At 27.3% G+C, this 25,942-nt stretch carries 29 protein-coding genes; 24 read left to right on the top strand and 5 right to left on the bottom strand.

All coding sequences use genetic code 11. From position 1 onward, the window contains the following. Window positions 1-34: 34 nt before the first annotated feature. The gene (locus JOC62_RS07960) at window positions 35-625 is read right to left on the bottom strand and encodes an ECF transporter S component (protein WP_204594725.1); all 591 of its coding nucleotides are present in this window, start codon (window positions 623-625) and stop codon (window positions 35-37) included. A 278-nt stretch (window positions 626-903) separates the two neighbouring features. Beyond that, the gene (locus JOC62_RS07955) at window positions 904-1,128 is read right to left on the bottom strand and encodes a PspC domain-containing protein (RefSeq protein ID WP_204594724.1); all 225 of its coding nucleotides are present in this window, start codon (window positions 1,126-1,128) and stop codon (window positions 904-906) included. 244 nt (window positions 1,129-1,372) lie between these two features. On the opposite strand from JOC62_RS07955, the gene JOC62_RS07950 reads away from it, so the two are divergent. The 6 genes from JOC62_RS07950 to JOC62_RS07925 all read left to right on the top strand — a co-directional run bounded on the left by JOC62_RS07950 (window position 1,373) and on the right by JOC62_RS07925 (window position 5,735). Next, window positions 1,373-1,705 (top strand): alpha-helical endospore appendage domain-containing protein, encoded by a 333-nt coding sequence (locus JOC62_RS07950; protein WP_204594723.1) that lies wholly within the window; start codon window positions 1,373-1,375, stop codon window positions 1,703-1,705. Window positions 1,706-1,852: 147 nt separating this feature from the next. Next, complete coding sequence (locus JOC62_RS07945; protein ID WP_481128549.1) at window positions 1,853-2,188, top strand: alpha-helical endospore appendage domain-containing protein; 336 nt, start codon at window positions 1,853-1,855, stop codon at window positions 2,186-2,188. A 15-nt stretch (window positions 2,189-2,203) separates the two neighbouring features. Then, window positions 2,204-2,509, top strand: coding sequence for a hypothetical protein (locus JOC62_RS07940; RefSeq protein WP_204594721.1), 306 nt, complete (start codon window positions 2,204-2,206; stop codon window positions 2,507-2,509). 4 nt (window positions 2,510-2,513) lie between these two features. Continuing rightward, window positions 2,514-4,097 carry a 3'-5' exonuclease gene (locus tag JOC62_RS07935; RefSeq protein ID WP_204594720.1) on the top strand — a complete coding sequence of 528 codons (1,584 nt, stop codon included), beginning with the start codon at window positions 2,514-2,516 and terminating at the stop codon, window positions 4,095-4,097. A 110-nt stretch (window positions 4,098-4,207) separates the two neighbouring features. Continuing rightward, the gene (locus JOC62_RS07930) at window positions 4,208-5,188 is read left to right on the top strand and encodes a PD-(D/E)XK nuclease family protein (RefSeq protein ID WP_204594719.1); all 981 of its coding nucleotides are present in this window, start codon (window positions 4,208-4,210) and stop codon (window positions 5,186-5,188) included. Next, entirely contained in the window at window positions 5,169-5,735 is a 567-nt protein-coding gene (locus JOC62_RS07925; RefSeq protein ID WP_204594718.1) for an NUDIX hydrolase, read from the top strand. Before JOC62_RS07930 ends, JOC62_RS07925 begins: the two co-directional genes overlap by 20 nt. Before the next feature lie 100 nt (window positions 5,736-5,835). Here JOC62_RS07925 and JOC62_RS07920 read toward each other — a convergent pair whose 3' ends face one another. Further along, window positions 5,836-6,864 (bottom strand): hypothetical protein, encoded by a 1,029-nt coding sequence (locus tag JOC62_RS07920; RefSeq protein WP_204594717.1) that lies wholly within the window; start codon window positions 6,862-6,864, stop codon window positions 5,836-5,838. 312 nt (window positions 6,865-7,176) lie between these two features. On the opposite strand from JOC62_RS07920, the gene thrC reads away from it, so the two are divergent. The 12 genes from thrC (at window position 7,177) to JOC62_RS07865 (ending at window position 16,005) form a co-directional block, all read left to right on the top strand. After that, a complete protein-coding gene (gene thrC / locus JOC62_RS07915) occupies window positions 7,177-8,640 on the top strand; it encodes a threonine synthase (protein ID WP_204594716.1) in 1,464 nt (487 codons plus the stop codon). Window position 8,641: 1 nt separating this feature from the next. Then, on the top strand, window positions 8,642-9,538 hold the full coding sequence (gene thrB, locus JOC62_RS07910) for a homoserine kinase (protein ID WP_204594715.1): 897 nt from the start codon (window positions 8,642-8,644) through the stop codon (window positions 9,536-9,538). Then, entirely contained in the window at window positions 9,535-9,972 is a 438-nt protein-coding gene (locus JOC62_RS07905) for an ACT domain-containing protein (protein WP_204594714.1), read from the top strand. The genes thrB and JOC62_RS07905 overlap by 4 nt, the downstream gene beginning before the upstream one ends. Window positions 9,973-10,109: 137 nt before the next feature. Beyond that, window positions 10,110-10,610, top strand: coding sequence for a GNAT family N-acetyltransferase (locus JOC62_RS07900; protein ID WP_204594713.1), 501 nt, complete (start codon window positions 10,110-10,112; stop codon window positions 10,608-10,610). Between the two features lie 39 nt (window positions 10,611-10,649). Next, the gene (locus JOC62_RS07895; RefSeq protein WP_204594712.1) at window positions 10,650-11,321 is read left to right on the top strand and encodes an HD domain-containing protein; all 672 of its coding nucleotides are present in this window, start codon (window positions 10,650-10,652) and stop codon (window positions 11,319-11,321) included. A gap of 131 nt (window positions 11,322-11,452) precedes the next feature. After that, window positions 11,453-11,941: a hypothetical protein gene (locus tag JOC62_RS07890; protein ID WP_204594711.1), complete on the top strand. Its 489-nt coding sequence runs from the start codon at window positions 11,453-11,455 to the stop codon at window positions 11,939-11,941. A gap of 111 nt (window positions 11,942-12,052) precedes the next feature. After that, complete coding sequence (locus JOC62_RS07885; protein ID WP_204594710.1) at window positions 12,053-12,580, top strand: ECF transporter S component; 528 nt, start codon at window positions 12,053-12,055, stop codon at window positions 12,578-12,580. After that, a complete protein-coding gene (locus JOC62_RS07880; protein ID WP_204594709.1) occupies window positions 12,573-13,145 on the top strand; it encodes a class I SAM-dependent methyltransferase in 573 nt (190 codons plus the stop codon). Before JOC62_RS07885 ends, JOC62_RS07880 begins: the two co-directional genes overlap by 8 nt. Before the next feature lie 64 nt (window positions 13,146-13,209). Further along, the gene (locus JOC62_RS07875) at window positions 13,210-13,815 is read left to right on the top strand and encodes a hypothetical protein (RefSeq protein ID WP_204594708.1); all 606 of its coding nucleotides are present in this window, start codon (window positions 13,210-13,212) and stop codon (window positions 13,813-13,815) included. A gap of 178 nt (window positions 13,816-13,993) precedes the next feature. Then, window positions 13,994-14,128, top strand: coding sequence for a clostri-philic family protein (locus JOC62_RS19330; protein WP_279381512.1), 135 nt, complete (start codon window positions 13,994-13,996; stop codon window positions 14,126-14,128). 418 nt (window positions 14,129-14,546) lie between these two features. Then, window positions 14,547-15,317, top strand: coding sequence for an EFR1 family ferrodoxin (locus JOC62_RS07870; protein ID WP_207758164.1), 771 nt, complete (start codon window positions 14,547-14,549; stop codon window positions 15,315-15,317). A gap of 115 nt (window positions 15,318-15,432) precedes the next feature. Beyond that, window positions 15,433-16,005, top strand: coding sequence for a DJ-1/PfpI family protein (locus tag JOC62_RS07865; protein ID WP_204594707.1), 573 nt, complete (start codon window positions 15,433-15,435; stop codon window positions 16,003-16,005). Between the two features lie 205 nt (window positions 16,006-16,210). Here JOC62_RS07865 and JOC62_RS07860 read toward each other — a convergent pair whose 3' ends face one another. Beyond that, window positions 16,211-17,056 (bottom strand): response regulator transcription factor, encoded by an 846-nt coding sequence (locus JOC62_RS07860; RefSeq protein WP_204594706.1) that lies wholly within the window; start codon window positions 17,054-17,056, stop codon window positions 16,211-16,213. An 85-nt stretch (window positions 17,057-17,141) separates the two neighbouring features. Here JOC62_RS07860 and JOC62_RS07855 point away from each other — a divergent pair, with 85 nt between their 5' ends. The 4 genes from JOC62_RS07855 to recQ all read left to right on the top strand — a co-directional run bounded on the left by JOC62_RS07855 (window position 17,142) and on the right by recQ (window position 21,103). Beyond that, a complete protein-coding gene (locus JOC62_RS07855; RefSeq protein ID WP_423882975.1) occupies window positions 17,142-17,618 on the top strand; it encodes a GNAT family N-acetyltransferase in 477 nt (158 codons plus the stop codon). A gap of 44 nt (window positions 17,619-17,662) precedes the next feature. Next, window positions 17,663-18,223, top strand: a complete 561-nt coding sequence (locus JOC62_RS07850) for an NUDIX hydrolase (protein ID WP_204594705.1) — start codon at window positions 17,663-17,665, stop codon at window positions 18,221-18,223. A gap of 30 nt (window positions 18,224-18,253) precedes the next feature. Beyond that, window positions 18,254-18,760, top strand: a complete 507-nt coding sequence (locus JOC62_RS07845; RefSeq protein ID WP_204594704.1) for an AAA family ATPase — start codon at window positions 18,254-18,256, stop codon at window positions 18,758-18,760. Between the two features lie 168 nt (window positions 18,761-18,928). Continuing rightward, window positions 18,929-21,103: a DNA helicase RecQ gene (gene recQ / locus JOC62_RS07840; protein WP_204594703.1), complete on the top strand. Its 2,175-nt coding sequence runs from the start codon at window positions 18,929-18,931 to the stop codon at window positions 21,101-21,103. 57 nt (window positions 21,104-21,160) lie between these two features. Here recQ and aspD read toward each other — a convergent pair whose 3' ends face one another. After that, a complete protein-coding gene (gene aspD, locus JOC62_RS07835; RefSeq protein ID WP_204594702.1) occupies window positions 21,161-22,807 on the bottom strand; it encodes an aspartate 4-decarboxylase in 1,647 nt (548 codons plus the stop codon). 443 nt (window positions 22,808-23,250) lie between these two features. Between aspD and JOC62_RS07830 the strand changes: the two genes are divergently transcribed. Further along, the gene (locus JOC62_RS07830; RefSeq protein WP_204594701.1) at window positions 23,251-23,799 is read left to right on the top strand and encodes a TetR/AcrR family transcriptional regulator; all 549 of its coding nucleotides are present in this window, start codon (window positions 23,251-23,253) and stop codon (window positions 23,797-23,799) included. Window positions 23,800-23,855: 56 nt separating this feature from the next. After that, entirely contained in the window at window positions 23,856-25,577 is a 1,722-nt protein-coding gene (locus JOC62_RS07825; protein WP_204594700.1) for an MFS transporter, read from the top strand. Window positions 25,578-25,942: the final 365 nt, after the last annotated feature.

The following is a 25,942-nucleotide window of genomic DNA, read 5'->3' as shown; positions in this document are numbered from 1 at the left end:
AAGCCCCTATAAAAAATATAGGAGCGTGAATTTATTATTTTTTAATCTTTCTAAGTGTAGCAACTACTGGTATTGTAATTACGGCTGATAATATGGCCTCTGGAATACCATTTGTAACTCCAACAGTTGCAAGTGCTGCCCCTGTTGCAGAAGGTGCTATACCTAAAGCATGTGAATATTTTTCTAAGTAAAAAACATAAGTTAATCCTAAAACACCTACAGTATTAGTTAATGTTGCAAGTACTGCAGCTATACCTATTGGTAATGAATCTTTCTTAAATTTGTTTTTTAGTGCTCTATAAACATAGTATGCAACAATTGCAATTAAAACTCTTGGAACAATTGCAACTATTGGATTATAGAATACAAATGATGTTGGGCCTGGAGCTGTAAATGCTTGATACATTGAAAATAATCCAAATACTCCTCCGACTAATGCCCCTACTATAGGTCCTTCAACTATTGCACCAATTATAACTGGTATGTGCATTATGGTTGCTTTCATGAATGGAAGTGGAATAAATCCAAGTCCTGTTAACCCCATAAATATTGATATACCTGATAGCATACCTACAATTACCATTTGGCGAAGACCTAAAACTTTTTTTGTTGTACTTCTTTCCATTTTGTAACCTCCGTTCTTATTCCCCCATTTAGGATATAATTCGGCAAAAAACAATTGATAAATTTTTGATTTTTGCGTTCAGTTTCTGTAAAAGAATACCGACAGTTTATATTTTACAATGAAGTATATAGGGTTGCAATAGATATTGTTAAAAATTTATCGATATATTTTTGTCGAAAAAGAGAGAGTGAGGAAATAAGTGGTCTTACTCATAGAAAGTAATTATATTCAAAAAATTCTGATAATTCAGATTGATAAAAAAGATCAATTTCTTGACCTTAATATTTTGTGAAATTGTTGTTGTCATTATTTATTACATCTTCTTTATTAGGAATTATGAATATGCATGCTATATAACCGAAAATAGCAGTACCACAAGAAATGAAAGCTAAGACAATCCATAAAAGTCTTATTATTGTTACATCAACATTAAGGTATTCAGATAACCCTTGGCATATACCACTTATTTTACCGTGCCCTGGAACTTTGTATAATCTTTTCATTTATAGTATTCCTCCAATAAATATTTATAAAAATTGAATTAAGATAAAATTAGTATATGCTACTTTAATTAACATTACAATAAGATGATTTTGAAAAATACAATATTTAGTATTTTTTAAGATTTGATAGAGTTTATAAGAAGATTTTAAGATTTATATCTTGCAACATAGACAGTAGTAACAAATATTTATTTTTAGAATAACATATAAATGAAATGCTAAATTTTTATGAGGTGAAAAGTTTATGTCATTACCTAAGATACCGGATTTAAATTCGCAAGTAGATTTTGATAGAGAAAAAGCACTAAATTTAATGCTTGCTTCAATTGGGATGGAAGAGATTGGACTAAGTCATATAATTAATGTAGAAGGTGAGAAGATACAATATTTATTAGGTACATTATTAGATGGAGATGGAAATCCTATACCACAGCCTAGAGGCGTCAGAGTTGAAGATTTATTAAATACTAATAAAGCATTAAACTTAACTCTTAAAAATGTAATAAGAAATCAATTATTATTACAACTTAAATTAGAAGAGTTGAAAGAGTTTTTACCAGAAAAAAATATAAAATAAGTTATATTTATATAATTAACATTAAATAGAACATAATAATATTTAAAAAAGTGAGGGGTTATATTCCTCACTTTTTATTTGTAATAAATAGGAATTATTATGAAAAGTAAAATATATAAATATATTAGGAGGTGAAGTGACGTGTCTATGCCTAATATACCCAATATGAATCCACAAATTAATATAAGTACAGAAGAAGCATTAAATATGCTTATAGCATCAGTTGCTATGGAGGATATGGGACTTAGTAATATAATTAATGTCCAAGCAGAGAAGATGCAATATATTTTAGAAACATTAAAAGAGGAAGAAAGGGAGATTTCTGGCTTTACTTTAAAAGATATAAATGATGTAAATAAATCTTTAGATAAGACATTAAGAAATGTAATTAGTAATCAAATGTTACTTCAATTTAAGTTGGAGGATATCTTAGAGATGTACTCTAAAGTATATTCTGTGGAAGAGGAGACTTTACTAGATTAAGGACTTAAGAAGTATATGAATAATTTAACAGAAGGTGAGAAAGTGAATTCTATAGATAATGACAATAAAAATAAATTAGAAGAGCTATATAAAAGTTCAATTAGTGAAGATTCTATGCTAGAACTTTTAAGATTAGAAATAGAGAAGATAAAAATATCTATTAAGATGTTAGATGAGAATTCAAAAATTAGCGAGGAAATGACATTAGATATATTTAAAGAATGCAATAAAATAATAGATTCATTAATAATGTATGAATGGATAAGATTAAAAAAAAATGAGGTTATAAGAGAAGCCTTTATAAATAATAAAAGGATGTGAATAAATGAAAAAATGTTCTGTTTGTTCTAAAAGAGGATGGTTTTTAAAATTAAAGAACAATCTTTGTGAAGAATGTAATAGAAGATTGTTAGATTTAGAAGAAGAGGGCGAGAGCATAATAGAGAAAATTAATAACAAAGAAATAGAAAAAGAGGAGATAAATGAAGCGGAAGAGGTATTTAGAGGATTAAAGATATTTTTAAAAAGTGGTGCGAAGGTAAATATCGATATAAACAAAGAGATAAATATTATTAAAAGATATAAAAAGAATATTGAGGCTAAGGAAAAAAATTTAAAAGAGATTAAGAATCAAGAAATAGAAAGACAAGAAATAGAAAGACAGGAGATAGAAAGACAGGAGATAGAAAGACAAGAAGTAGAAAGACAGGAGATAGAGAGGCAAGAGATAGAGAGGCAAGAGATAGAGAGACAAGACATAGAAATTCTAGAGAGGGAAATGCAAAAGAGCAACGAGGAAGAGATAAAAAGGAATAAAGAAATAGTAGAAAAAAATATAGAAGATAATGAAGATAGTATGGAAGGGACATTTGATGAATTAAAAGAGGCTGGTAGTCTTAGAGGTAAAGAGCCAGGGATTGAAGAGAAAGATGATAGAGACGAGGTAAAAGATAGAGACGAGGTAAAAGATAGGGAAGTAATAGAGCAGAATAACGAAGAAGGGAATAACAAGGAAAAAAATAGTAAGGAAGTAGCAGAATGTATTGAAGATAAAAAAGATTATGAAGAAGAAAGAATATTAAATGATAAAAGAATGATAGAAATGAGTAGAATTTTAACCTTTAAAAATGAGTTATCTATTATGGAAAGTGAAATAAACGATTTAAAGAATAAAATCGATAATAAAAATATATCTATAAGTAATTTATCAGAAAGGCTATTTAAAATTAAGGATATATATCTTCCAAGGATTAAAGAAATATCTAATGCGGGAGTTAATTCATTAACTTTAAATTATAGAGATATTAATAAATACGTAGAAGAGCAGGTTAGAACATTAGAGTTTATAACAATGAGAAGTGAAAGAGAGATAAGGGATTTTTACAATTACACTGCTATATGTATACAAACAACAGGTAAATTTTCAAATAACAGCTCAATTATAGAGGTAGCAGCAGTTAAAGTATCTTATGGAAGGATAATTAAAACATTCCAAACATATATAAATCCTGAAAAGGAGTTACAAGCAAATATTGAAGCAGAAACTGGTATAACTAATAAAATGTTAGAGGGAAAACCTAGTATAAGGAATATTATGCCTCAATTCTTAAATTTCATTGGAAGTGATAGATTAGTTGGCTATAATATGGGTTATCACTTAAGGTTTATAAAAGAAGAGTATAGCAAAATATATGGAAGAGAATTTTTAAATCAAGAGTTATGTATTATGAAATTATATAGACAAAAATATAAGGAGCGTTTTGGAGTAAAGGCAGAGGACACAAGTATAGAGGCTTGCATAGAAGGTGTATTAAGCACAGAACCTGATAAGATTTTGTATGCCTATGATTCAAAAGCATTAAGTACAGCTATGGCTGTTTATAAGATTTATGAGAATTTAAAAAATTGATTTTAGCAATAAGGTTCTTTAGAAATTAGAAATTTTCTAGAGGGCCTTATTTTATTAAAGTTTTTCAAGGAGTATAATAATTAATATATAAAGTAATAATGGAGGAAAATATGAGGAAAGAGAAGTTCTTAGTTAAAGATTATCCAGAAAAGTCATGGAGTATTTCAAGGATAAAGAGTATAAAATCTTGTCTAAGAGAATATTATTACACTTATTATGGGTCTCATAGGGGGTGGGAGTCGGAGGTATCATTAGAAAGAAAAAGAGCTTGGAGACTAAAAAAATTAACTAATATATGGATAGCTTTTGGGGATATAATTCATGAAGGAATAAAAGGAATAGTTAAATATAAAATTAATAATAAAGATAGTGAGATAGATGTAGATAAGTTTAAATCTTTTGTAAGACTTAAATTAAATAATATAGTTAGAAAAAGTAGTAGAAAAGGAAGTAAGCTTCAGTGGGATGAGTATCCAAATGGACAGATGTTACAGGAGTATTATTATGAGGGAAAGTTAGATTCAGAGGATATAAGTGAAGTAAAGGAAAGAATAGAACAATGTGTAGAGAACTTCTTTGAGAGCAAGACGTTTTTTGATATACAAAAGGGGAACTTCTTAAAAGTACTGGAAGTTGATGAAGGAAATTTTGACTATATATTTATAAATGGAGTTAAGGTTTTTGCAATAATAGATATGCTTTATATTGATGATAAAGGACATTGCATCATAGTAGACTGGAAAAGTGGTAAACATAATGAAGATAATAAAGAGCAGCTATTAGTATATGCCCTTTATGTAATGGAAAAGTATAAAATTCCCGTTGAAAATATAAGAGGAAGAATAGAGTATTTATTTACAGGGGAGAACTATGAATTTGAAATTACAAATGAAGAAATTAAAGAAATAAAGTTAAGAGTAGAACAAGAGATTAATGTTATAGATGCCATGCTTTCTGATAAAGAGATTAACAAACCAAAGGATAAAGAGATGTTTATAATGAGAGATGAGGATTATAAATGCAATAAATGTAAGTATAAAATATTATGTGAAGAAGAAAGAGGAGAGAACGATGAAAATATTAGGAATTAAAAAACAAACAAATAATAAATATTTAAACATGTATGAATTAGATCTTGAGAATAAAAAAGGGAATCCTAAAAAATATTTTTTTGCAAGTAGAAGAGATGAAGAAGATCTTGCTTGTAAGACTAAAGATCATACAAAGGCAGATGGGGTTATGATAATTCCAATAACTAAAGAAGGAGAAGTAGTTTTAATTAAACAATTTAGACCTGTAATTGATGATTATATATATGAACTTCCAGCTGGCATTATAGATCCAGGAGAAGATATGGAGGAGGCAGCAAAGAGAGAACTTTTTGAAGAAACAGGACTTACTGCTACAAGTTATGAGGTATTTTTAAAACCAAGCTATACATCTGTTGGAATGACAGATGAAACAACAGCTATTGTAAAGGTGGGAGTATGCGGAGAAATAAGTACAGATAATATAGAAGAAGATGAAGAAATAGAAGTTATTAAATTAAAAATAGAAGATTGCAAGGAATTTGTGAAGAATAACAATATATCAATAAAGGGTGGAATAATACTAAATTTAATAGCTAATGGAATATAAGCTATAGAGTAAAAGAGAGGACTTATATAACTATTTTTAATACATTAATAGTTATATGTAAGTCCTCTCTATTTTTATAATTAAGTTTACTTTATACTAATTATATTCCTTTAAATGAATCAACTACTACCTTATAGTCTTTTTCAAGTTCTTTATATAATTTATAGCTTGAATTATTAGGATCCAGTCCTATATCAGATGGTAGACCTAATATATATTTGGTGCCGTTTATAGTTTTAGATGTAGTATTATTTAAATAGTGTCCATCCTCAATGTCATTAGTTATTTCAAGCAATAGTCCTGGAGTACCATCGGCTGCATTAAAAACTATACTAACTCCAGTAGCACGCTCTTTTATTGAGTAATGGCCTATCCAAGATGATGGTATTTTAAAGGTAAAACCAAATTTTTTGTTTGTGTAAGTTACGCTTTTTTTAGAAGCAGGTTCTTTTTTAGTTTTACTATTATTATTAGATTTAGATGTACTATTATTTGCAGAACTTTTTTTAGAAGAAGCTTCTTTATGTGAAGTAGTATTTTTACTTGTATTTTCATTAGGTTTAGATTCTATACTAGCTTTTTTGTCAGCTTCAGCTTTTTCTTTGTTTATTTTATTAATTTGATCACCTATTTTTTTCTTTTGATCATTATCAGCATCATCTAATTTAATAGATTTGATTTCATTTTCTGCATCAGTAAATTTTTTATCATTAATTAACTTATCTACAGAATTAATTTGATCGGATATTTTATTTATTGCTTCTTCTTTTAAGGTTATATCTTCCTTTAATTTATCTATATCCTCTTTTATTTTATAATTTGAATAATCTGATCCTATTTTAGATAGATATTCTTCAGCTTCTTTATAATTTTTAGATTCATAACTTTTCTTAGCAGATTCATAGTTTTCTATTATTTTTAATAAATCAGAAGCGTCTTTATTATCCTTATCCTCTTTTAGTGCATTTTCAAAGTTAGTTTTAGCTTCATCATATTGCTTAGAATTTAAAGATGATTTTCCAGCTTCAATATATTTATTTACTTTACTATTAGTGCAGCTAATTAAAGATAGAGAAAATAAAGTTGTTATTATTAAAACAACACTCAATTTTTTAAAAATTTTTATCATTTGTATTCCTCCTTACAAAATTTAATTAGATTAATTTTATATATTGCATATATTGAAATAATATCATATATTGAATAAAATTACCAGTAAAGGAATTTTATATTTTTAGAATTTAGAGTTAGAATAGAAGAAAATTATTTGAGAAATAAAATCGAGTAACTAGGTTAAATGCAAAATGGTAGATTATAGAATTGAAGGATGGGAATGAAAAAAGAAGTGTATTTAAATAAAATACAGTTGTATTCATGATGAGTACATGATATTATGATAAATAAGGGTATATTTCTAGAATTAAACTTTTGGGGTGGTTAAATGAAATTTAGGAGTACAAGGGGGGCTGAACAAGGAATAAATTCATCCGAGGCAATAATTAAAGGGATTGCATCTGATGGTGGGCTATTTGTTCCAGAGAGTTTTCCTAAAATTTATGAGAATTTAATTAAAAGTAAAGATTGCACATATGAAGAGTTAGCATTTGAAATAATAAAAAATTTCTTTACAGATATAGATAAAGATAAGCTTAATGGGGCTATAAATAGAGCTTATAATAAAAGATTTAAAGTAAGAGTTAGAAAAAAATTTTTAGAGTTGTATCATGGACCTACTTGTGCATTTAAAGATGCTGCATTATTATTTCTTCCTCAAGTTATGAAAGAGGCTAAAGAACTTTGTAATATCAATGAAGAAGTAGTAATACTTACAGCAACTTCAGGGGATACTGGAAAGGCGGCACTTGAGGGCTTTAAAAATATTGAAGGGTTTAGAGTAGTTGTTTACTATCCAAAGAATGGAGTAAGTGAGATACAAAAGAGACAAATGATAACTCAAAGAGGAAAAAATGTTAAGGTGATAGCTATTGATGGTAACTTTGATAATGCTCAAAATGGTGTTAAATCTATATTTAATGATAGTGATTTAAAAGATGAATTAAGAAAAAAGGGCTATTTATTATCATCTGCAAATTCAATAAATATAGGTAGATTAATACCTCAGATTGTTTATTATTTCTATGGATATTTTAATCTTTGCAATAAAAATAAGATTAAAATAGGAGAAGAAATAAATATAGTTGTTCCAACAGGGAATTTTGGGAATATTTTAGCTGCATTTTACGCAAAACAAATGGGATTACCTATTAATAAATTTATATGTGCATCTAACGAAAATAAAGTACTCTCAGATTTCTTTAAAAGTGGTATATATGATAGAAGAAGAGAACTTATATTAACTGAATCTCCATCTATGGATATTTTGATTTCATCAAATATAGAGAGATTACTCTATGAAGCAAGTGGAAGAGATTCAAAAGAGGTTAATAACCTTATGAATGATTTAACTACAAAAGGCGTATATGAAGTAAATGATAAGATGAAAGAGTTCTTAGAAGAATTTTATGGGGGATTTTCTACCAAAGAAGAAGTATACGAGGCTATAAAAGAAATATTTTTCAAAGACAACTATTTAATCGATACACATACAGCTGTAGGGTACAGTGTATATAAGAAGTACAAAAAAGAAACTGGCGATAATACACCAGTACTTATAGCTTCAACTGCAAGTCCATATAAATTTCCACGAAGTATATGCAATTCACTAGGAATAGATGTGGATTTTATGGATGACTTTGATGTTTTAAAAGCTTTGTTTGAACAAAGTAGTAATAAGATACCAAAATGTTTAGCAAAGTTAAAAGATAAAAAAATAAGGCATGATGAAGAGTGTACAAAAGATTCTATGAAAGAGGTTTTACTATCATATTTAGAAGGTAGTGAATGATATGATTAGAGTTAGGGTACCAGCTACATCAGCGAATATGGGGCCAGGTTTTGATGCTATAGGAGTAGCGTTAAATCTATATAATGAATATGCTTTTGAAGAAATAGAGAATGGATTAGAATTTTTTGGAATAGAAAAAGAGTTCTGTAATGAAGATAATATAATATATAAAGCGATGATTGAATGTTTTAAAAAAAGGAATTATAAGATAAAAGGATTAAGAATATCTATTTTAAAAAATGAAATACCAATTTCTAGAGGTCTTGGAAGTAGTTCAAGTTGCATTGTTGGCGGAATTATTGGAGCAAATGAAATTATGGGTCAAAAGTTATCAACGGAAGAGTTATTAGAATTAGCTGTTTCTATGGAGGGGCATCCAGATAACGTTGTACCAGCACTCCTTGGAGGAATTATTGTTGCTATAGTGATAAAAGGCAAAGTGATTTACGATAAGGTTAAAGCAAAAGATGACTTGAATTTTATTCCAATAATACCGGATTTTGAATTATCTACAGAAAAAGCAAGGAAAGTGCTTCCAAATAAAATATCCTTTGAAGATGGAGTATATAATGTTGGAAGGGCAGCTTTAATGGTAACAGCTCTTAATAATGGTAGTTATAATTTGCTTAAATTTGCATGCGATGATAGATTTCATGAAATTTATAGAGGAAATTTAATAAAAGGGTTTGATATTATTAAAAAAGAATCATATAATAATGGAGCACTAGCATCTTTTTTAAGTGGTGCAGGGCCAACAATAATGACAATTATTAATAGAAAAAATAGCTTTAGCAATAAGATGAGAGAAGTGCTTGATAGGGAAGGGGTAAATTACTCTATTTTGACTCTCTCTATAGATAATGAGGGTGCAGTTGTTATAGAAGGTGGTAACAAATGAAAGGTAATTATTTAGTTGTAGACAAGAAAGTTTTGCCTGAGGTATATGAAAAAGTAATAGAGGTTAAAAATTTACTTAAAGAGGGAAAAATCAAAGAGATAACCGAAGCAACAAAAATAGTAGGGATAAGTAGAAGTGTTTATTACAAGTATAAGGATCATGTCTTTGATTTTGCAGAGAGCATACAAGGTCGTAAAATGACTTTTAGTATGATTATAGAACATAAAAAAGGTGTCCTATCAGATGTATTAAATTATATTTCAGATAAGGGTGGAAATGTTCTTACAATAGATCAAGGCATACCAATAAATGGTTCTGCAAATTTAAGTATAACAATTGATATGTCATCTTTAGAGTGCGATATATCAGACCTTTTAGATGGATTAGGTGATATGCCTAATACTCAAGAGGTTAATTTTATAGCAATGGAATAACTTTTTTAAAAGCGATGTGTATATACACATTGCTTTTAAATTTTTAAATTGATAATATTGTTCTTGTAGTTAGTATAAAATAGTTATAAGGACATATTAAATATGGTATAATATAACAGTGAAAAGGGGGCTTATATATGGAATATATAGACACAAATATTGAGGGCTTTAAATTAAGAAAAGCAGAAGAGAATGATATTAATTTAATTTTGGGGCTTATAAAAGAACTCGCAGTTTATGAAAAAATGTTAGATGAAGTTATTGCAACTGAAGATAGCATAAGGGAGTCGATTTTTATAAGAAAAGATGCTAATGTTATGATAGCAGAATTTAATGGAAATCCAATAGGATATGTTTTTTATTTCTTTAATTACTCAACATTTATAGGAAGATCAGGTTTTTATCTAGAAGATATTTATATAAAGCCTGAATATAGAGGAAGAGGAATTGGAAAAGAAATATTTAAGGCTATTGCTAAAATTGCATTTGACAACGGATGCAAGAGAATTGAGTGGAGTTGCCTTAATTGGAACAAGCCGTCAATAAATTTCTATAAGGGCATAGGAGCAATTCCAATGAGTGATTGGACTGTATATAGATTAGAAGAGGATAAGATAAGAAAGTTGGCAGGAATTTAAAAACAATATTTAAATTAGAATGTGAGGAAAATTTAGGGTATGAGCAAGTATTACAATTCAGTGAGAGAAGAAATGATAAAATTATTAAGTAAGCATTGCAAGGAGGGGGCTCATGATATATATCATCTAGACAGAGTATATAAAATGGCAAAGCTTATAAACGAGAAGGAAGGACTATCAGGTGATGAAGATGTACTATGTCTTTCAAGCTATATGCACGATCTTCATAGATTACAAATGAATGATGAAGTAGAATTAAAACATTCTCATGAAATGGGAATAATATTTTATGAATTATGCATAAAGCTTGAATTAGATATGGAATTAATAAAAAAAATAAAAGAATGTATAGAATCAACAGACAAGCATTGCTTCCTAGGGGATGAGCTAGAAAGTGATTTGCCTATTGAAGCAATAATACTAAAAGATGCTGATAATTTAGATTCTTTAGGAGCAGTTGGAATAGGAAGAGCATTTATGTTTGGTGAGCATATAGGAGAAAAGATGTATGATCCACATACAAACTTAGATGGTGGGCAGTACAACTTAACTGAAAAGAGTAAGTCAATAGTACATCATTTTTATGAAAAGCTATTTAGATTAGAAGAGGATATGGGAACTAATATAGGACGAAGAATTGCAAAAAATAGAATAGATTATATGGAAGAATATTTAAATAGATTTTTTGAAGAATTTGAAGTTATTTTATAAATTCAAATTATAATTGTAAAAATAATTAACAAATATTTTAAAATATAAATATATTGTATCTATAATTCTGATATATGATATTACAATCGGACATATTATTGATAAATTAATACAGTGAAGGTGAAAATGATATGAAGAATGTAAAGAGAAAAAAGCAATTAATCATCGGAATTATAGTGGCAATACTTGTATTAGGATTGTTAATTTTCAACACACATAGAGAAAATGAAAAAATCGCCAAATTCCAAACATACTTAGATGGACATAAAACAGCATTTAAACAATATATGATAGGAAAAGAACAAAACACATATAAAAGCTTAATAAAACAATCAAAGGATGCAATCTCATTTAGAAATGTAAAAGTAATGCCTGAGCTTGAAAAAAAATTAGATAATTTAATTGAAAAAGCTGAAAAAGATAATGGACAAATATTAAATAGACAATTAGAGGATTTAAAGAGTATTGATTTAAATAAAATAGAAAAAGGTTCAAGAGCCAAAATAGAAGGTCAAATAAAAGAAGTAGAACAATTATTAAGTAATAAGCATTATGATAGTGCTAGTAAAGAGATTACTAATATAAAAAATGAAATGTATGGTGCAATGAGTACTAAATAATATTAGACTATAGATAAATTTAATTTATCTATAGTCTTTTTTTATAAATTCTTTTATGTCTAAAAGTATAAGATTAAAAATATAAATTTAGTATATAAAGGAGTGATTTATATGAAAAGATTAAAGAATAAGTTTAGTACAAGAAAAATTTTAGTAACAGCGATGTTTATTGCAATAGGTGTAATATTGCCTTCTATATTTCATACTTTTAATATGGCAGGCAATATATTCTTGCCAATGCATATACCTATTTTAATATGTGCAGTTATATGTGGAGAAAAATATGGAGGGATTTGTGGATTAATTGTTCCAATACTTTCATCATTTTTAACTGGGATGCCACCTATATTTCCAGTAGCTATAATAATGAGCTTGGAGCTTGGATGTTATGGATTAACTTTAGGAATTTTATTAAAGAGAAGATCTATAATAGTATCACTAATTGTAACTCTTTTAGTTGGGAGAACATTATCTTGTATAGCTAATTTTATTATTTTAGGAGTTGTACAAAATACATTTACTTTTTCTGCATTTTTAATGGGTGCTTTTGTTACAGCATTCCCTGGAATTATAATTCAATTAATATTAATACCTATATTATATAACTTTTTAAAAAGGAGAAATTATATAAATGTGTGATATAAAGACGTTCTTTGATAATTTAGCATCGGATTGGGATAGAAGAAGTAATCATAAATATATAGAATATATAATAAGGAAAATAGATATTCATGAGAATTCGAAAATATTAGATGTAGCTTGTGGAACTGGGATATTAGAAGAATATTTATTGCAATATAATCCAAAAGAGATACTTGGAGTAGACATATCTAAAAATATGATAGAAATAGCTAAAGAGAAAAATAATGATCAAAGAGTAAAATACTTATGCGAAGATATTTTCAATATAGAAGCTGGAAAATGGGATTTTATAATAGTATTTAATTCATTTCCACATTTTGTAGATAAGGAAAAGTTTCTAAGTCATTTAAGTAAGCTTTTAAAGATAGGTGGAAGGCTTATAATATGTCATAACTTTAGTAGGAAAAGTATAGATAAAATACACGAAAATATGTCAGAATCAATATCATCACAGCTTATTTCTGGAAAAGAATTAGTTGAAATTGCGCCTGTATTTTTAAAAGAGAATTTAGTTATTGATAATAATAAAATTTATCTTGTAATATTAGATTATTTTTCTTGAAGTGCTTATATAAAAATAGTAATATTTAATAGTAATTTATATATTTTATCAAAGGAGTGGACCAGTGAGAAGGGCAATTTTAGGGGTTGGTATTGGATTATTATTAGTTTTTGCAGGAAGATATTGCATTAAAAACGGCGATGAAGAAAAAGTGGTACAAGCACTTCAAAATTATAATAAAATTGATGATGTTAAAGAGGATAATCTAGAAAAGAATGAAAAAGGATCTATTGATAGTAATAATGTTTTAGAAAGTATTAAAGGAATATGGGGAACTGGAGTTATGTATAGTTATAAATTAGACTCAAAGCCAACAGAAAAAATTATGGAAAAATATTCTGGGTTAGCTAAAAAGAATATTATAATATCAGATCATAGATACTTTAATATATTTGATAGTATTTATTATGATAAAAATTTTAAAGAGCCTTATTATAGAATAAGTAAGGTAGATGATAAAATTATCGATTATAATGATAAGAATTTATATATAATGAAACCTGCATTGCTTGGACTTGATACAGAAGGTCCGGTATATAAGGTAGTAGTTACTGATGAAGAGCATAAGAATGATGATAATTACAAAGATACACCAGTTTTCTATACTAATGGGAATATCTTAATAATTAATTATGAAGGATGTTCTTTTAGATACACAAAACTTAATTAAGAAAAAGGCATTTAAAGACATTGAATAGTAACTTCAATGTCTTTTTAATTATAAATTAATACTAGGCTCCATAATACGGTCAATAAATCCCTTACGGAACTCTTTTATATCTTATTTTTTACATGAATTTTTAAATATGATAAGGAGAAAGATAATATTTGAAGGGAGTGTGATAGCCATGCCAAAGAAAGATAACCTTGGAAATCCTATGCAAAAAGGTGAACGAAGACAAAGATTACATCAAAAACAAAATAATGTAGGTAATGATAAAAATCCACCAAAATATAAGAGTTTTGATGGAGAAGACATTTAAGTAATAACTAAATTAGGTAGTGTATATATTTTTATATGCACTACTTTTTTATATAATTTATTTAATATTAAATAAATTATATATTGAAATATTAACTTTTATAAGTTTTATTCTATAGTTATAAAATTATTTAAGAAAATTTTCATTTTACTTTCATAATATTATTAGATAATAAGTTATTGAAGATTTTAAGTAGTAAATTATTTATTTTAAATTATTACACAAATTAGAAAAATATAGTATACAAAATATGAAAATAATGTAGTTGAAAAAATTAATTAAGCAGATAATATTTAAATTTTAGATTGTTAATTTAAAAATACAATTAAAAAGTTAATAGATAATATAAGACTGGATACTTTATAATAAGTTTTATAGACTACAAAAATATATTAATAAATTATAGTAGGTGATAAATTTGATTAAAATATATTATTTCACATCAACAGGTAACTGTCTGTATGTTGGAAAGGAAATTAAAAATAAAATAGATGAAGTAGAATTAATACCTATAGCAAGAGCAATGAAAGAGAAAAATCTTATATGTGATAGTGATATGGTAGGGATAATATATCCACTACATTGCTTTAGTCTTCCAGCTGTTGTTGAAGAATTCTTAGAAAAACTAAAATTAGAAGGTAGTCCTTATGTTTTTGCAGTACAAGTTACAGGAGGTGGATCTTCAAAGAATGGTTTTGTAAGAATAAATGAAATCTTAAACATTAAAGGGCTTAGACTTAATAATTTTGAAGAGATAAAATATATATCTAACTATATAAGAGCAGGAAGAAATCCTTCAAAAGATAGAGCAATTAAATCTATAGAAGATGAAAAAAGTAAGCTTAATGATTTCATAACATCTATAGAAAATAAAGATGATAAGAATTTAAAGATTAGAAAACAAGCAGTAAGCAATTTTGTTCATTCTCTTTGGAAAAACAAATATAAGAATAAAGATAAGAAATTTAATGTGAATAGTAATTGTACAGGTTGTGGAACTTGTGAAAAAATTTGCCCAGTGAGTAATGTAAAATTAAAAGAAAGTAAGCCAACATGGAATGGGAAATGTATAGATTGTATGGCTTGCATAAATATTTGTCCAAGCAAAGCAATTAATATAGGCAATAAAACATTAAAGAAGGATAGATATATAAATCCATATATAAAAAGAAGTGAGTTAATTAAATAATAGATAAAATATTTAATATAAAAGCTAATTTTAATATATTTTATTTAGAGTAGAATTAAGATATAATTATAGTAAAAAATGGGAAAATATAACGAGAATAGTGGGGGATAAACCTTTGAGAAAAATAGCATTATTTATTTTTGAAAATATGACTGATTATGAAGTTACCTTTGTATCACATCTTTTAAATACTCAAGAAGATATACAAGTTGTTACTGTGGCTTATGAAGAGAGAAGTATTAAAGGACAAACTGGATTTATATATAGTCCAGAAATGATATTAAAAGATATTGAGTATGACGAATTTGATGGTCTTATAATTCCAGGTGGTTGGAATTGGGACTATAGAGAAGAACTTCAAGATTTAATATTATACTTTAAAGACAATAATAAGTTAATTGCAGGAATTTGTGGGGCTGGTACAGTATACTTAGCTAAATCAACTGCATTAGATAATGTACAATATACAACTCCAATAAAGAAGTGGTCAAATAGACACAAAATTATATTTGGAGAAGAGGATCCTTTTAATAGAGAGAACTTTGTTAATGTAGATATAGTTAGAGATTGTAATGTAATAACTGCAATTGGTAATTCATTTATAGATTTTGGAGTTGAGATATGTGATTTCTTGAATTTATTCGAGAGCAATAAAGAAAAACAAAGTTTTAGAGAGATGTTTAAATAAAAGAACATGTATCTTAAAACATTATATTTATAGAAATATAAGTATAATATTACATAAATAATAAAAATAAGATAGATTATAATAAATATAGGATATAAGCATATATGCTTATATCCTATATTGTACTATTTATTATCATATATAAATGATAAATAGTAATTTAAAAATTAAAATAATCGTAGTTTAATAGTATTCTGTGGGCTTTTTATTTATTAGAATCAGATAATGTTATATCTAAATCATTATTTAAAGATGTTCCTTTAAAGATGTTTCCAGCTAAATCTTTTGCAACGAACTCTCCTTTAAGTAAAGAACTATCAATATCTTTATTTATATCTTTTGAAGGAATAGTAGAGCTTAGTAAAAATGTGTTGCTTGCTCCATTATTTCTATTGTCAAAATCTTTAGTAGTATACTCTTTAATTAATTTTCCATTATAAACTATTCTATAGGTTAAGTCGACTACATTAAACAAATTACTATTATCGCCTCTTAGATTAGTTGAAAAATAAAAATCATTGCCTATAGAATTATTAAAAGGGTTATAGTATAAATTTATAGAATGAACTATAGAAGATTTAGCTAAAGCTTTAAATGAGTAGTTATCCATTTTAAATGGATATACTTTATTGCCCTCTATAAAGTATAGAGAAAAATTATAGTCCTTTGATGGATCAAAATCAATGCTAGTGAAATAGTGTGGGTATTCAGTAGTAGTCATCTCTTTTTCCCGCCAGTTATCTTTAGTAGAATCTTTATATTTAACCACTACTTTAGATGGTTTAGAAGGAGAGGTTATATCTGCTGTTATATATATATTTTTATCTTTTATTTCAAAATTATAGCTACTTAATAAATGTGTTGGAGCACTCAAAACTTCCATTTTAGAATATATGTCACTTATATGTGAATTTATAGTGTTAATTGATAAATTTAAATTATTTATTTCTGAGTTTAAAGCCTCATTATTTTCCTTTAAGTTAATATTTGATATGGTTAATAGTCCTATATATGCAGAAAGCATAATTAAAAAAATATCCTTTTTTTTCATATTATCCCCCTTTGAAATACATCCTATATTATAGCATAAATAGAATTATAAGTAATGTGATATAATGTTAAGAGGTAAAGTTATAATGAATAAGTTTGTATATTATTTAAAAGGAGTAATAGAAATGAGGTTTGAAGAGATTACTTTAGAACATTTAGAAAGTGTAGTTAATTTTTACATTAAATCATTTAATTCAGAGCCATGGAATGATAGATGGACAGAAGAAAGTGCTACAAAAAGATTAACACAGATGATAAATTGTGAAGGATCATATGGTTTAGTTTGTTATTTGGATGAGGAGCCTGTAGGAATGATTCTTGGAAATCATGAGTACTATTATGATGCCATGCATTTTAATATAAAAGAATTCTGTGTAGATCATAGTAAAAAAGGACAAGGAATAGGCAAGAAAGTATTAAATGAATTTACAAATAGATTAAAAGATAAAGGTATAAATTATATATATTTATTTACATCAAGAACAGATAAGACAGAAGGGTTTTATAAGAAAAATGAATATGAATCTGTGGATGATGTAGTAATGATGGAAAGAAATATATAATGACATATAAAAAATGAATAACTAAAGAGAGTGGGGAGCAATTTATGAATTGGAAAAGGGAAATAGAGGAGTATATACCTGTAAATGAACAAGAGGTAAAGGATAAAGAAAGTATACTTATGTGTATAAATAATTTTGAAGATATCTTTACAAGAAAGAATATAGTTTGCCATTTAACAAGTTCAGCATTTGTAGTTAATAAAGAAAAGGATAAAGCACTTATGGCTTACCATAATATTTATAAGTCATGGGCTTGGACTGGTGGACATATGGATGGAGATGAAGACTTTTTAAAAGTAGCCTTTAAAGAACTTGAAGAAGAAACAGGATTAAAGAATGCAAGACTTCTTTATAATGGAATAGCTTCATTAGATGTTCTTCCTGTAAATGGACATATAAAAAGAGGCGAATTTGTATCACCACATCTACATTTATCAATTGCTTATCTTTTTGAAGGTGATGAAGATGAAGAAATTAGAATGAAGGAAGATGAAAATAGCGGAGTTAAATGGCTTCCTATAAAAGATCTTATGAAATATACAGAGAAAGAACCATTTATGCAAAATGTATACCAAAAGATTTTAGATAGAGTAAATATAAAATAGTATTTATATTATAAAAAGGAATTATTTATTATGAAGAGGTTAATTGTTATAAATGGGACAATGGGTGTTGGTAAAACAGCAACTTGCAAAGAATTAAACAAAAGATTAAATAATTCAGTTTGGTTAGATGGGGATTGGTGCTGGATGATGGATCCCTTTATTGTAAATGAAGAGAATAAGAAAATGGTTAAAGAAAACATTATATTTCTGCTAAATAATTTTATGAATAACTCTAATATAGAAAATATTATTTTTAATTGGGTAATTCATGATGAATCTATAATGGAAGAAATTCTATTAGGGCTTAAGAATAGAGGATATGATCTTGAAAAGATAACTTTAATATGTTCTAAGAGTGCATTAAAAGCAAGAATTTCTAAAGATATAGATGAGGGTAAGAGAGATATAGCTTGTTTAGAGAGAAGTGTTAATTACTTAGATTTATATAAAGATATGAATACAGAAAAATTTGATACATCTGAAAAGAATGTAGATGAAGTAGTAGAAGAAATCTGTACTTACTTAATAAGACAGTAGATGAAGAGTATTTTAAAAGATTAGTTATAGAATAAATAAATGGTTATTTAGAATAATCACTTATTTAAAATAAACTTATAAAAAGGGATTACAGGTTGTAATTCCTTTTTATAAGTTTAAAATTTGGTCTATAATAATAATATGATTTAAATAAAGAGGAGAGTAATTTTGAAGAATGCATTAAAGGTTTTAAAAAGTTATTTTGGATATAGTAATTTTAGAAAAGGACAAGAAGAAATAATAAATGAAATAGTAAGTGGAAATGATGTAGTTTCCATAATGCCAACAGGGGGAGGCAAGTCTATATGTTACCAAGTTCCAGCTCTTATGATGGATGGCATAACAATTGTAATTTCACCACTTATATCTCTTATGAAAGACCAAGTAGATGCTTTAAATAGCGTTGGAATAGAATCAGCATATATTAATTCATCTCTTTCAACTTTAGAAATAAGAGAGGTTTTTAGAAAGATAGAAGATGGAGACATAAAAATTCTCTACGTTGCCCCTGAACGATTAGAATCAATGGAATTTTTAAATATAATATCTAATATAAATATATCTCAAGTAGCAGTAGATGAAGCACACTGTGTGTCAACTTGGGGACATGATTTTAGAAGTAGTTATAAACATATAAGTAGATTTATAGAACTGTTAAATAAAAGACCAGTTGTATCAGCATTTACAGCAACAGCAACTAAAGAAGTAAGAGAAGATATAGTTAAGCTTTTAAATCTTAATAATCCAAAAGTATTTGTAGCTGGATTTGATAGAGAAAATTTAAAGATAATTATAGAAAAAGGTGTTAATAAAAAACAATATATATTAGATTATGTTATAGAAAATAAGGATCAATCAGGAATAATATACTGTGCTACAAGAAAAGAAGTAGATTCATTATATGAGGTTTTAAGTTCAAAAGGTGTAAGTGTTGGAAGATACCATGCTGGACTTTCAGATGAAGAGAGAAAAGAAAATCAAGAAGATTTTGTATATGATAGAAGCAGTCTGATGATAGCAACGAATGCCTTTGGTATGGGGATTGATAAACCTAATATAAGATATGTAATACATTTTAACATGCCTAAGAATATAGAAGGATATTATCAAGAGATAGGAAGAGCTGGTAGAGATTCAGAAAAATCAGAATGTATATTATTATTTTCACCAGGTGATGTACAAACACAAAAATATATTATAGACACAGGAACACTTAATCCACAGAGAAAAATGAATGAATTATCAAAACTTCAAACTATGACTGATTTAGTGTATTGTAATGGATGCTATAGAAGGTTTATATTAGAGTACTTTGGCGAAGAGCTTAAAGAAGATTGTAACAATTGTAGTAATTGTGAATCAACTGCTGAAGTTGTTGATAAAACAATAGATGCACAAAAGGTTATATCATGTGTTTATAGAATGAAAAGACCATATGGAATAGGGATGATAGTAGATGTTTTAAGAGGGTCTAAAAATCAAAAGATAATTGACTTTAAACTTAATGAACTTACCACGTATGGAATAATGAAGGATTACTCAAAAGAAGAATTAAAGGATTTTATAAATACATTAATATCTCATGGATATATAAATTATGGTGGAGAATATCCTGTAGTTAAGCAAAATACCAAGTCATTAGAAGTGATAAAAGGTAATGAAAAAGTATTATTTAAAGAAGAGAGGAAAATTCAAAAGCTTGATACGAATAATGATTTATTTGCTATATTAAAAGATATTCGTAGAGATATTGCTATGGAAGAAGGAGTGCCTCCATATATAGTATTTGGGGATAATACACTTAAAGATATGAGTGTTAGAATGCCTATAAATAATACTCAGCTTATAGAAATAAGTGGAGTTGGAGAGAAGAAGATAGAAAAGTATGGGGACAAATTCTTAAATAAGATAAAAGAGTATATAGATGAAAACAATATAGAGGTTAAATGGAGCCATAAAGATAACAATAAAAAAAGTGATAAAGGTAATGATAAAAAACAATCTAAAGGAAGTAATAATGGAAAACAAAAATCTTATGAAATAACAATCAATATGATAAAAGAGGGAAAGGATTTTAACTGTATATCAGAGGAAAGAGGTCTTGCTATAACAACAATAATATCTCATATAGAGCAATATATGAATGCAGGAAATGATATAGATTTTAAAATAGACTTTTCAGATTTATTTAATAATGAAGAAGAGAATAAAGTATTAGAAGTTGTAGATAAGATTGGATTTTATAGAGTAAAACCTATAAAGGATGAACTTTCAGAAGAGTTTTCTTATGATAAAATAAAATTTATTATACTAAAAAAGATTATTGAAGAAAAAAGAGCTTAATACTTATAGTATTAGGCTCTTTTTATAAATTTTAAATTTAAAATATAGAAAACATAACTAAGATGATATCTTAGTAGAATTTTCAGATTCTTGCCATCTAGATATTAAATCTATCATTAAATTACGCATAATCTTACCTATTCTATAGTATTCACGATCATCTAAATTAGCAAGAGATACTCTAAGTGACCATTCAGAATCATCAAAACCACTTCCAGATAATAATATTACAGAACAATCTTTAGCTAGATGATAAAGTATATGAACTAAACTATAGTTATTCTTAAGATAGTCTGCGAAATCAGAACCAAAGCTAATCTTTGCCCACTCAAGTATATTAAATTCTGTATAGTAATAAGCACTATATGGATCATCTTTTAATTCAGCACCTAATCCATCAAATAATAATTGCTTACGACGACGACATATATTTATTGTTAGATTTTTATAATTATCATCTGTATCTAATAAAGCAAAGGCACAGAAAAATGCCATTTGTATTTGTTGAGGTGTTGAAAGGCCAGCTGTATGATTAAGGGCAACCTGTCTACTATCTGCTACAATTCTATCTATAAATGGTATGTTTTCGCAATCAGTACATAAATCTTTATAACGTGAGCGTATAAGTTCTTTTTTATCAGAAGGAAGATTTTTTATTAAATCATCAAGTACATTAATTTTTTGAAGTGCTATTGTTCCTAATCTATATCCTGTTACTCCAAAATATTTTGAGAATGAATAAACTCCAATTGTGTTATATGGAAGATCAGCCATTAATGAACGGAAATTAGGTACAAATGTTCCATACACATCATCTGATATTATGATTAAATTTGGATTATATTCATTAACTATTTTAATTAAACTATGTTTACTTTTATCTGTTAATGCAACTGATGATGGGTTACCTGGATTTACAATAAATAAAGCTTTTATTGTAGTATCTTTAAGCTTATCTAATTCGCTTTGTGGTACTCTCCATGAAGGTGTTCCATTGGCTGAATACTCCTCAGCCTTTATTTGGATTATATCTAAACTATATCTTGGAATATTTGGAATCTCTAAATAAGGAGTAAATACTGGTGTCATTATGGCAATTTTATCTCCCTTACATAATAATTCATTAGCTTTTAATGAATCAAAAATATAGCACATTGCAGCAGTTGCCCCTTCTACTGCAAAGATATCAAAGTTTCCATCACTAATATCGCCAGAACACATTTCTTTTACTAAGTAATCATGAACTATGCTTTCAGTGTGAGTTAGCATTCTATCAGGAAATGGATAATTGTCTCCAATTATTCCATCAGCTAACTCATATACATAGCTATCAGGGTCAAATCCTTTTTTATTTATTCCATATTCAATTATATTTATTAAAAGCTCCATACCTGGTGCATTTATATTTTCATCAGCAAATTCTTTAAATCTGTTATAAATTCCTTTTTGGTGAGGCATACCAGCAAGATCACCTTCTTGCCAAACTCTTTGAGTTTCAAGTACAGCAAATTGTCCAAATGTAAAAAACGCTTGTCTAGGAGTTGCAGCTGTCCAATTAGGATTTCCTCTTCCAGCATCAAGCAATGAACGCTTACTTCCATCAAGCTCTTTTTTTGCAACTTTAATTAACTCATTCTTAAATTCAAAGGGACTTATCTTCTCATAGATTTCCTCTATCTCTTTAAGTTTTTTATTCTCATTCATTTTTTATCCTCCTAAAAGTGTAGTTAACTTTAGCCCCAAAAAAACTATACAACAACTTTTCGCTAATAAAAGAAATAAACCGTAATAATATTGTTAAATTTTTTGAAAAGTTACTAAAATATATTTAATTAAATCCATAAAAGTAATATTATGATAAATAAAGGAATATATTCATAGAGGATATTTATAAATTATAATGGATTAATAGATAAATTAATTATTAGGGAGGTAACTATAATAATTAATTTAATGGTCAATTTAGTTAATGGAAATAGGAGATAATTATTCAGGGTTACGCAATAAAAATGTATTATATATTAACAAATTATAGATAGTTTTGAATAATAATTATCAATTAACAGAAATATCATACTTTGTCTATTGAATTAAAGGTAGAATAAAATTATAATTTGAACATGGTTCATAAAGAAGGTGATTCATAGATGCCAAAGATATTAGATAATCCTAAAGAGAAAATATTAAGCGAAGCTAGATTTATGATTAAAGAAGATGGATATAGTAAATTGAGTATGAGAAATTTAGCTAAAAGTTGCGGGATAGGTCTTGGAACAGTTTATAACTATTTTAAAAATAAACATTCAATAGTCCTAGAGATAATTAGGGGTGATTGGAAAGAGGTTATTTTAAAACTTAAAGATGTTAATAAGTTAGATAAAGGCTTCGAAGAAAAAATGAAGATTATATATGATGCTGTGGATAATTATTTCTCAAATCATATGGGGATATTTTTTGAAGTATATAAGGAAGAGAAGTCTAAGCCAAATCATAACATTGATAGTATATTTGGACCTTTATACGATATAACAGAGGAGATTATTGTATATCATATAAATAATGGCGATATACAATCAGCATTAAATGAGAGAGTACTTAGTAAGTTTATAGTTAGCAATATGATTACTATTATAAAAAGTAGAACCTTTTCTTTTGAAGATTTAATATGTATATTAACCTCTAAATACTCTAATTAATAATTTGGTTTATTATTATAAAAAATATAAATAGCAGTTACAAAGGAGGAAGAAAAATGGAAAATGAGAATGGCTATAGTAAAAAGACACAAAAAGCACTAATGATAATGTTTTTACTTGGTATATTTATTGGAGGTATGGACTCTGGTATTGTATCACCGGCTAGAACTATTATTGCAGATGCATTAGGTGTAAGTGCAGATAGTTCTATTTGGATGATTACAATATATACTCTGGCCTATGCAGTTGTAATGCCTATCTCAGGAAAATTATCAGATAGGTATGGAAAGAAGAAGATGTTTGTATTTTCAATAACTCTATTTGGTATAGGTTCAGCTTTATGTGGTATATCAGATTATGTTGGAGGATATAATTTCTTACTAACAGCTAGAGTTATACAAGCTATTGGTGGTGGAGGAATAATGCCAATAGCTACAGCGTTTATTGGAGAAAGTTTCCCAAAAGCAAAAAGAGGTGCTGCACTAGGTTTAGTTGGTGCAACTTATGGTATTGCTACAACTCTTGGACCATCAATAGGATCAGGAATTATACAAGGCTTTGGTGCTGATAACTGGGGATTATTATTCTTTATAAATGTTCCTATATGTATAGTAGTTATTATAATGGCTCTTAAGATAAAGATCGTAGAAGTAGAGCATACTAAAAAAAGAATGGATACTTGGGGAAGTATAATTGTAGCAATAATGATTTTATCATTAATGTATGGAGTTACAAATTTAAATTTCCATAGCTTCTCAGCATCATTAAAGTCAGTTGATGTATATCCTTACTTAATTGTATTTGTTGTATTATTACCTATATTTATATATCGTGAAAATAGAGCAGAAGATCCAATAATAAACTTAGGTTATTTTACAAACAGAAATATATGTATAACTTTAATTATGAGTTTAGTTGTTGGATGTGGAATGATGAGTGTTGTATTTATACCTCAATTTGGTGAAAATACATTAAGATTAAGCCAAGGCTCAGGTGGATATCTAATAACAATAATGGCTATTTTCTCAGGAATAGCAGCACCTATAGGTGGTAAGTTTATAGATAAATATTCAGCAAAAGCGGTACTGTTAGTAGGTTTTGGGTGTACAGTAGTTGGAACTCTTACTTTAGCTTTATTTGTCTCAAAGTCAGATAATGCACCTTTATTAATTATAGCTCTTTGTATAATGGGTGCTGGTATGGGACTAACAATGGGTACACCACTTAATTATTTGATGCAAGTAAATGTACCAAAAGAAGAAGCAGGATCAGCACAGGCAACACTATCACTTATAAAAAGTGTTGGTATTGCAGTATCACCTAATATATTAGTAAACTTTATAGCTGAAGCTGGGGATAAAATGCCAGCAAAACTTATGGAAGTTATGCCACCAATTCAGGGAGCATCAGCAAATATGGGACATGCAATGGGAAATGTTCCACAAAATATACTAAATTCATTCCAAAATGCTGATGTAACAAGTATTACAGGTGTAATGAAAGAGTTTGCAAGTTTCATGTTTGATAAAGCAAAACCTGCAATAGAACAAGGTCTTGCAGGTCATATACCACCACATACTACTGTAGATGCAGTATTTAATGGAATGAAGGCAGAATATTTAACTAAAGTAGATGCTGCAAGGGTTACAATAGAAAATACTTTCCAACAAACCTTAAATAGTGGATTTGCAGAGTTATTTATTGCATCAGCAATAATAGCTGCAGTTGGATTTGTACTTGCACTATTTTTAACTAATAAGAAGAAAGAAGAAGCTTAAATATGTATTAGTTTTATATTACTAGTGTGATTCTATAATTTTTATAAATAAAAGTGGTATATAAAACTAATAAATATACATTTTATAATAGTTATTAAAATGTTAAAAATATGAATTGAATACATAATTTAAGAATGATATATATTTATTATGTGTTAATTATATAATGAGAAAAGTGCTTTGTTTGATTAAAACAAAGCACTTTTTGTTTGGTTAAAATTTACAAAAAGAAGTTTTGATAGAAAAGAGCAAACACTACTAAAAAGCCAAACAGCGCGATTATTCCTAAACTAATTTTAACAGCATCAGATTTTGTACTCATAAATTCCCTCCCCACAAAATAAAGATGTTATTTTAGTATTCTA

Origin of the sequence: Clostridium sardiniense (assembly GCF_016907995.1) — a bacterium.
Lineage (GTDB): Bacteria > Bacillota > Clostridia > Clostridiales > Clostridiaceae > Clostridium > Clostridium sardiniense.
Note: the sequence above shows the minus strand (reverse complement) of the source record. Positions and strands in the feature narration are given on the sequence as shown.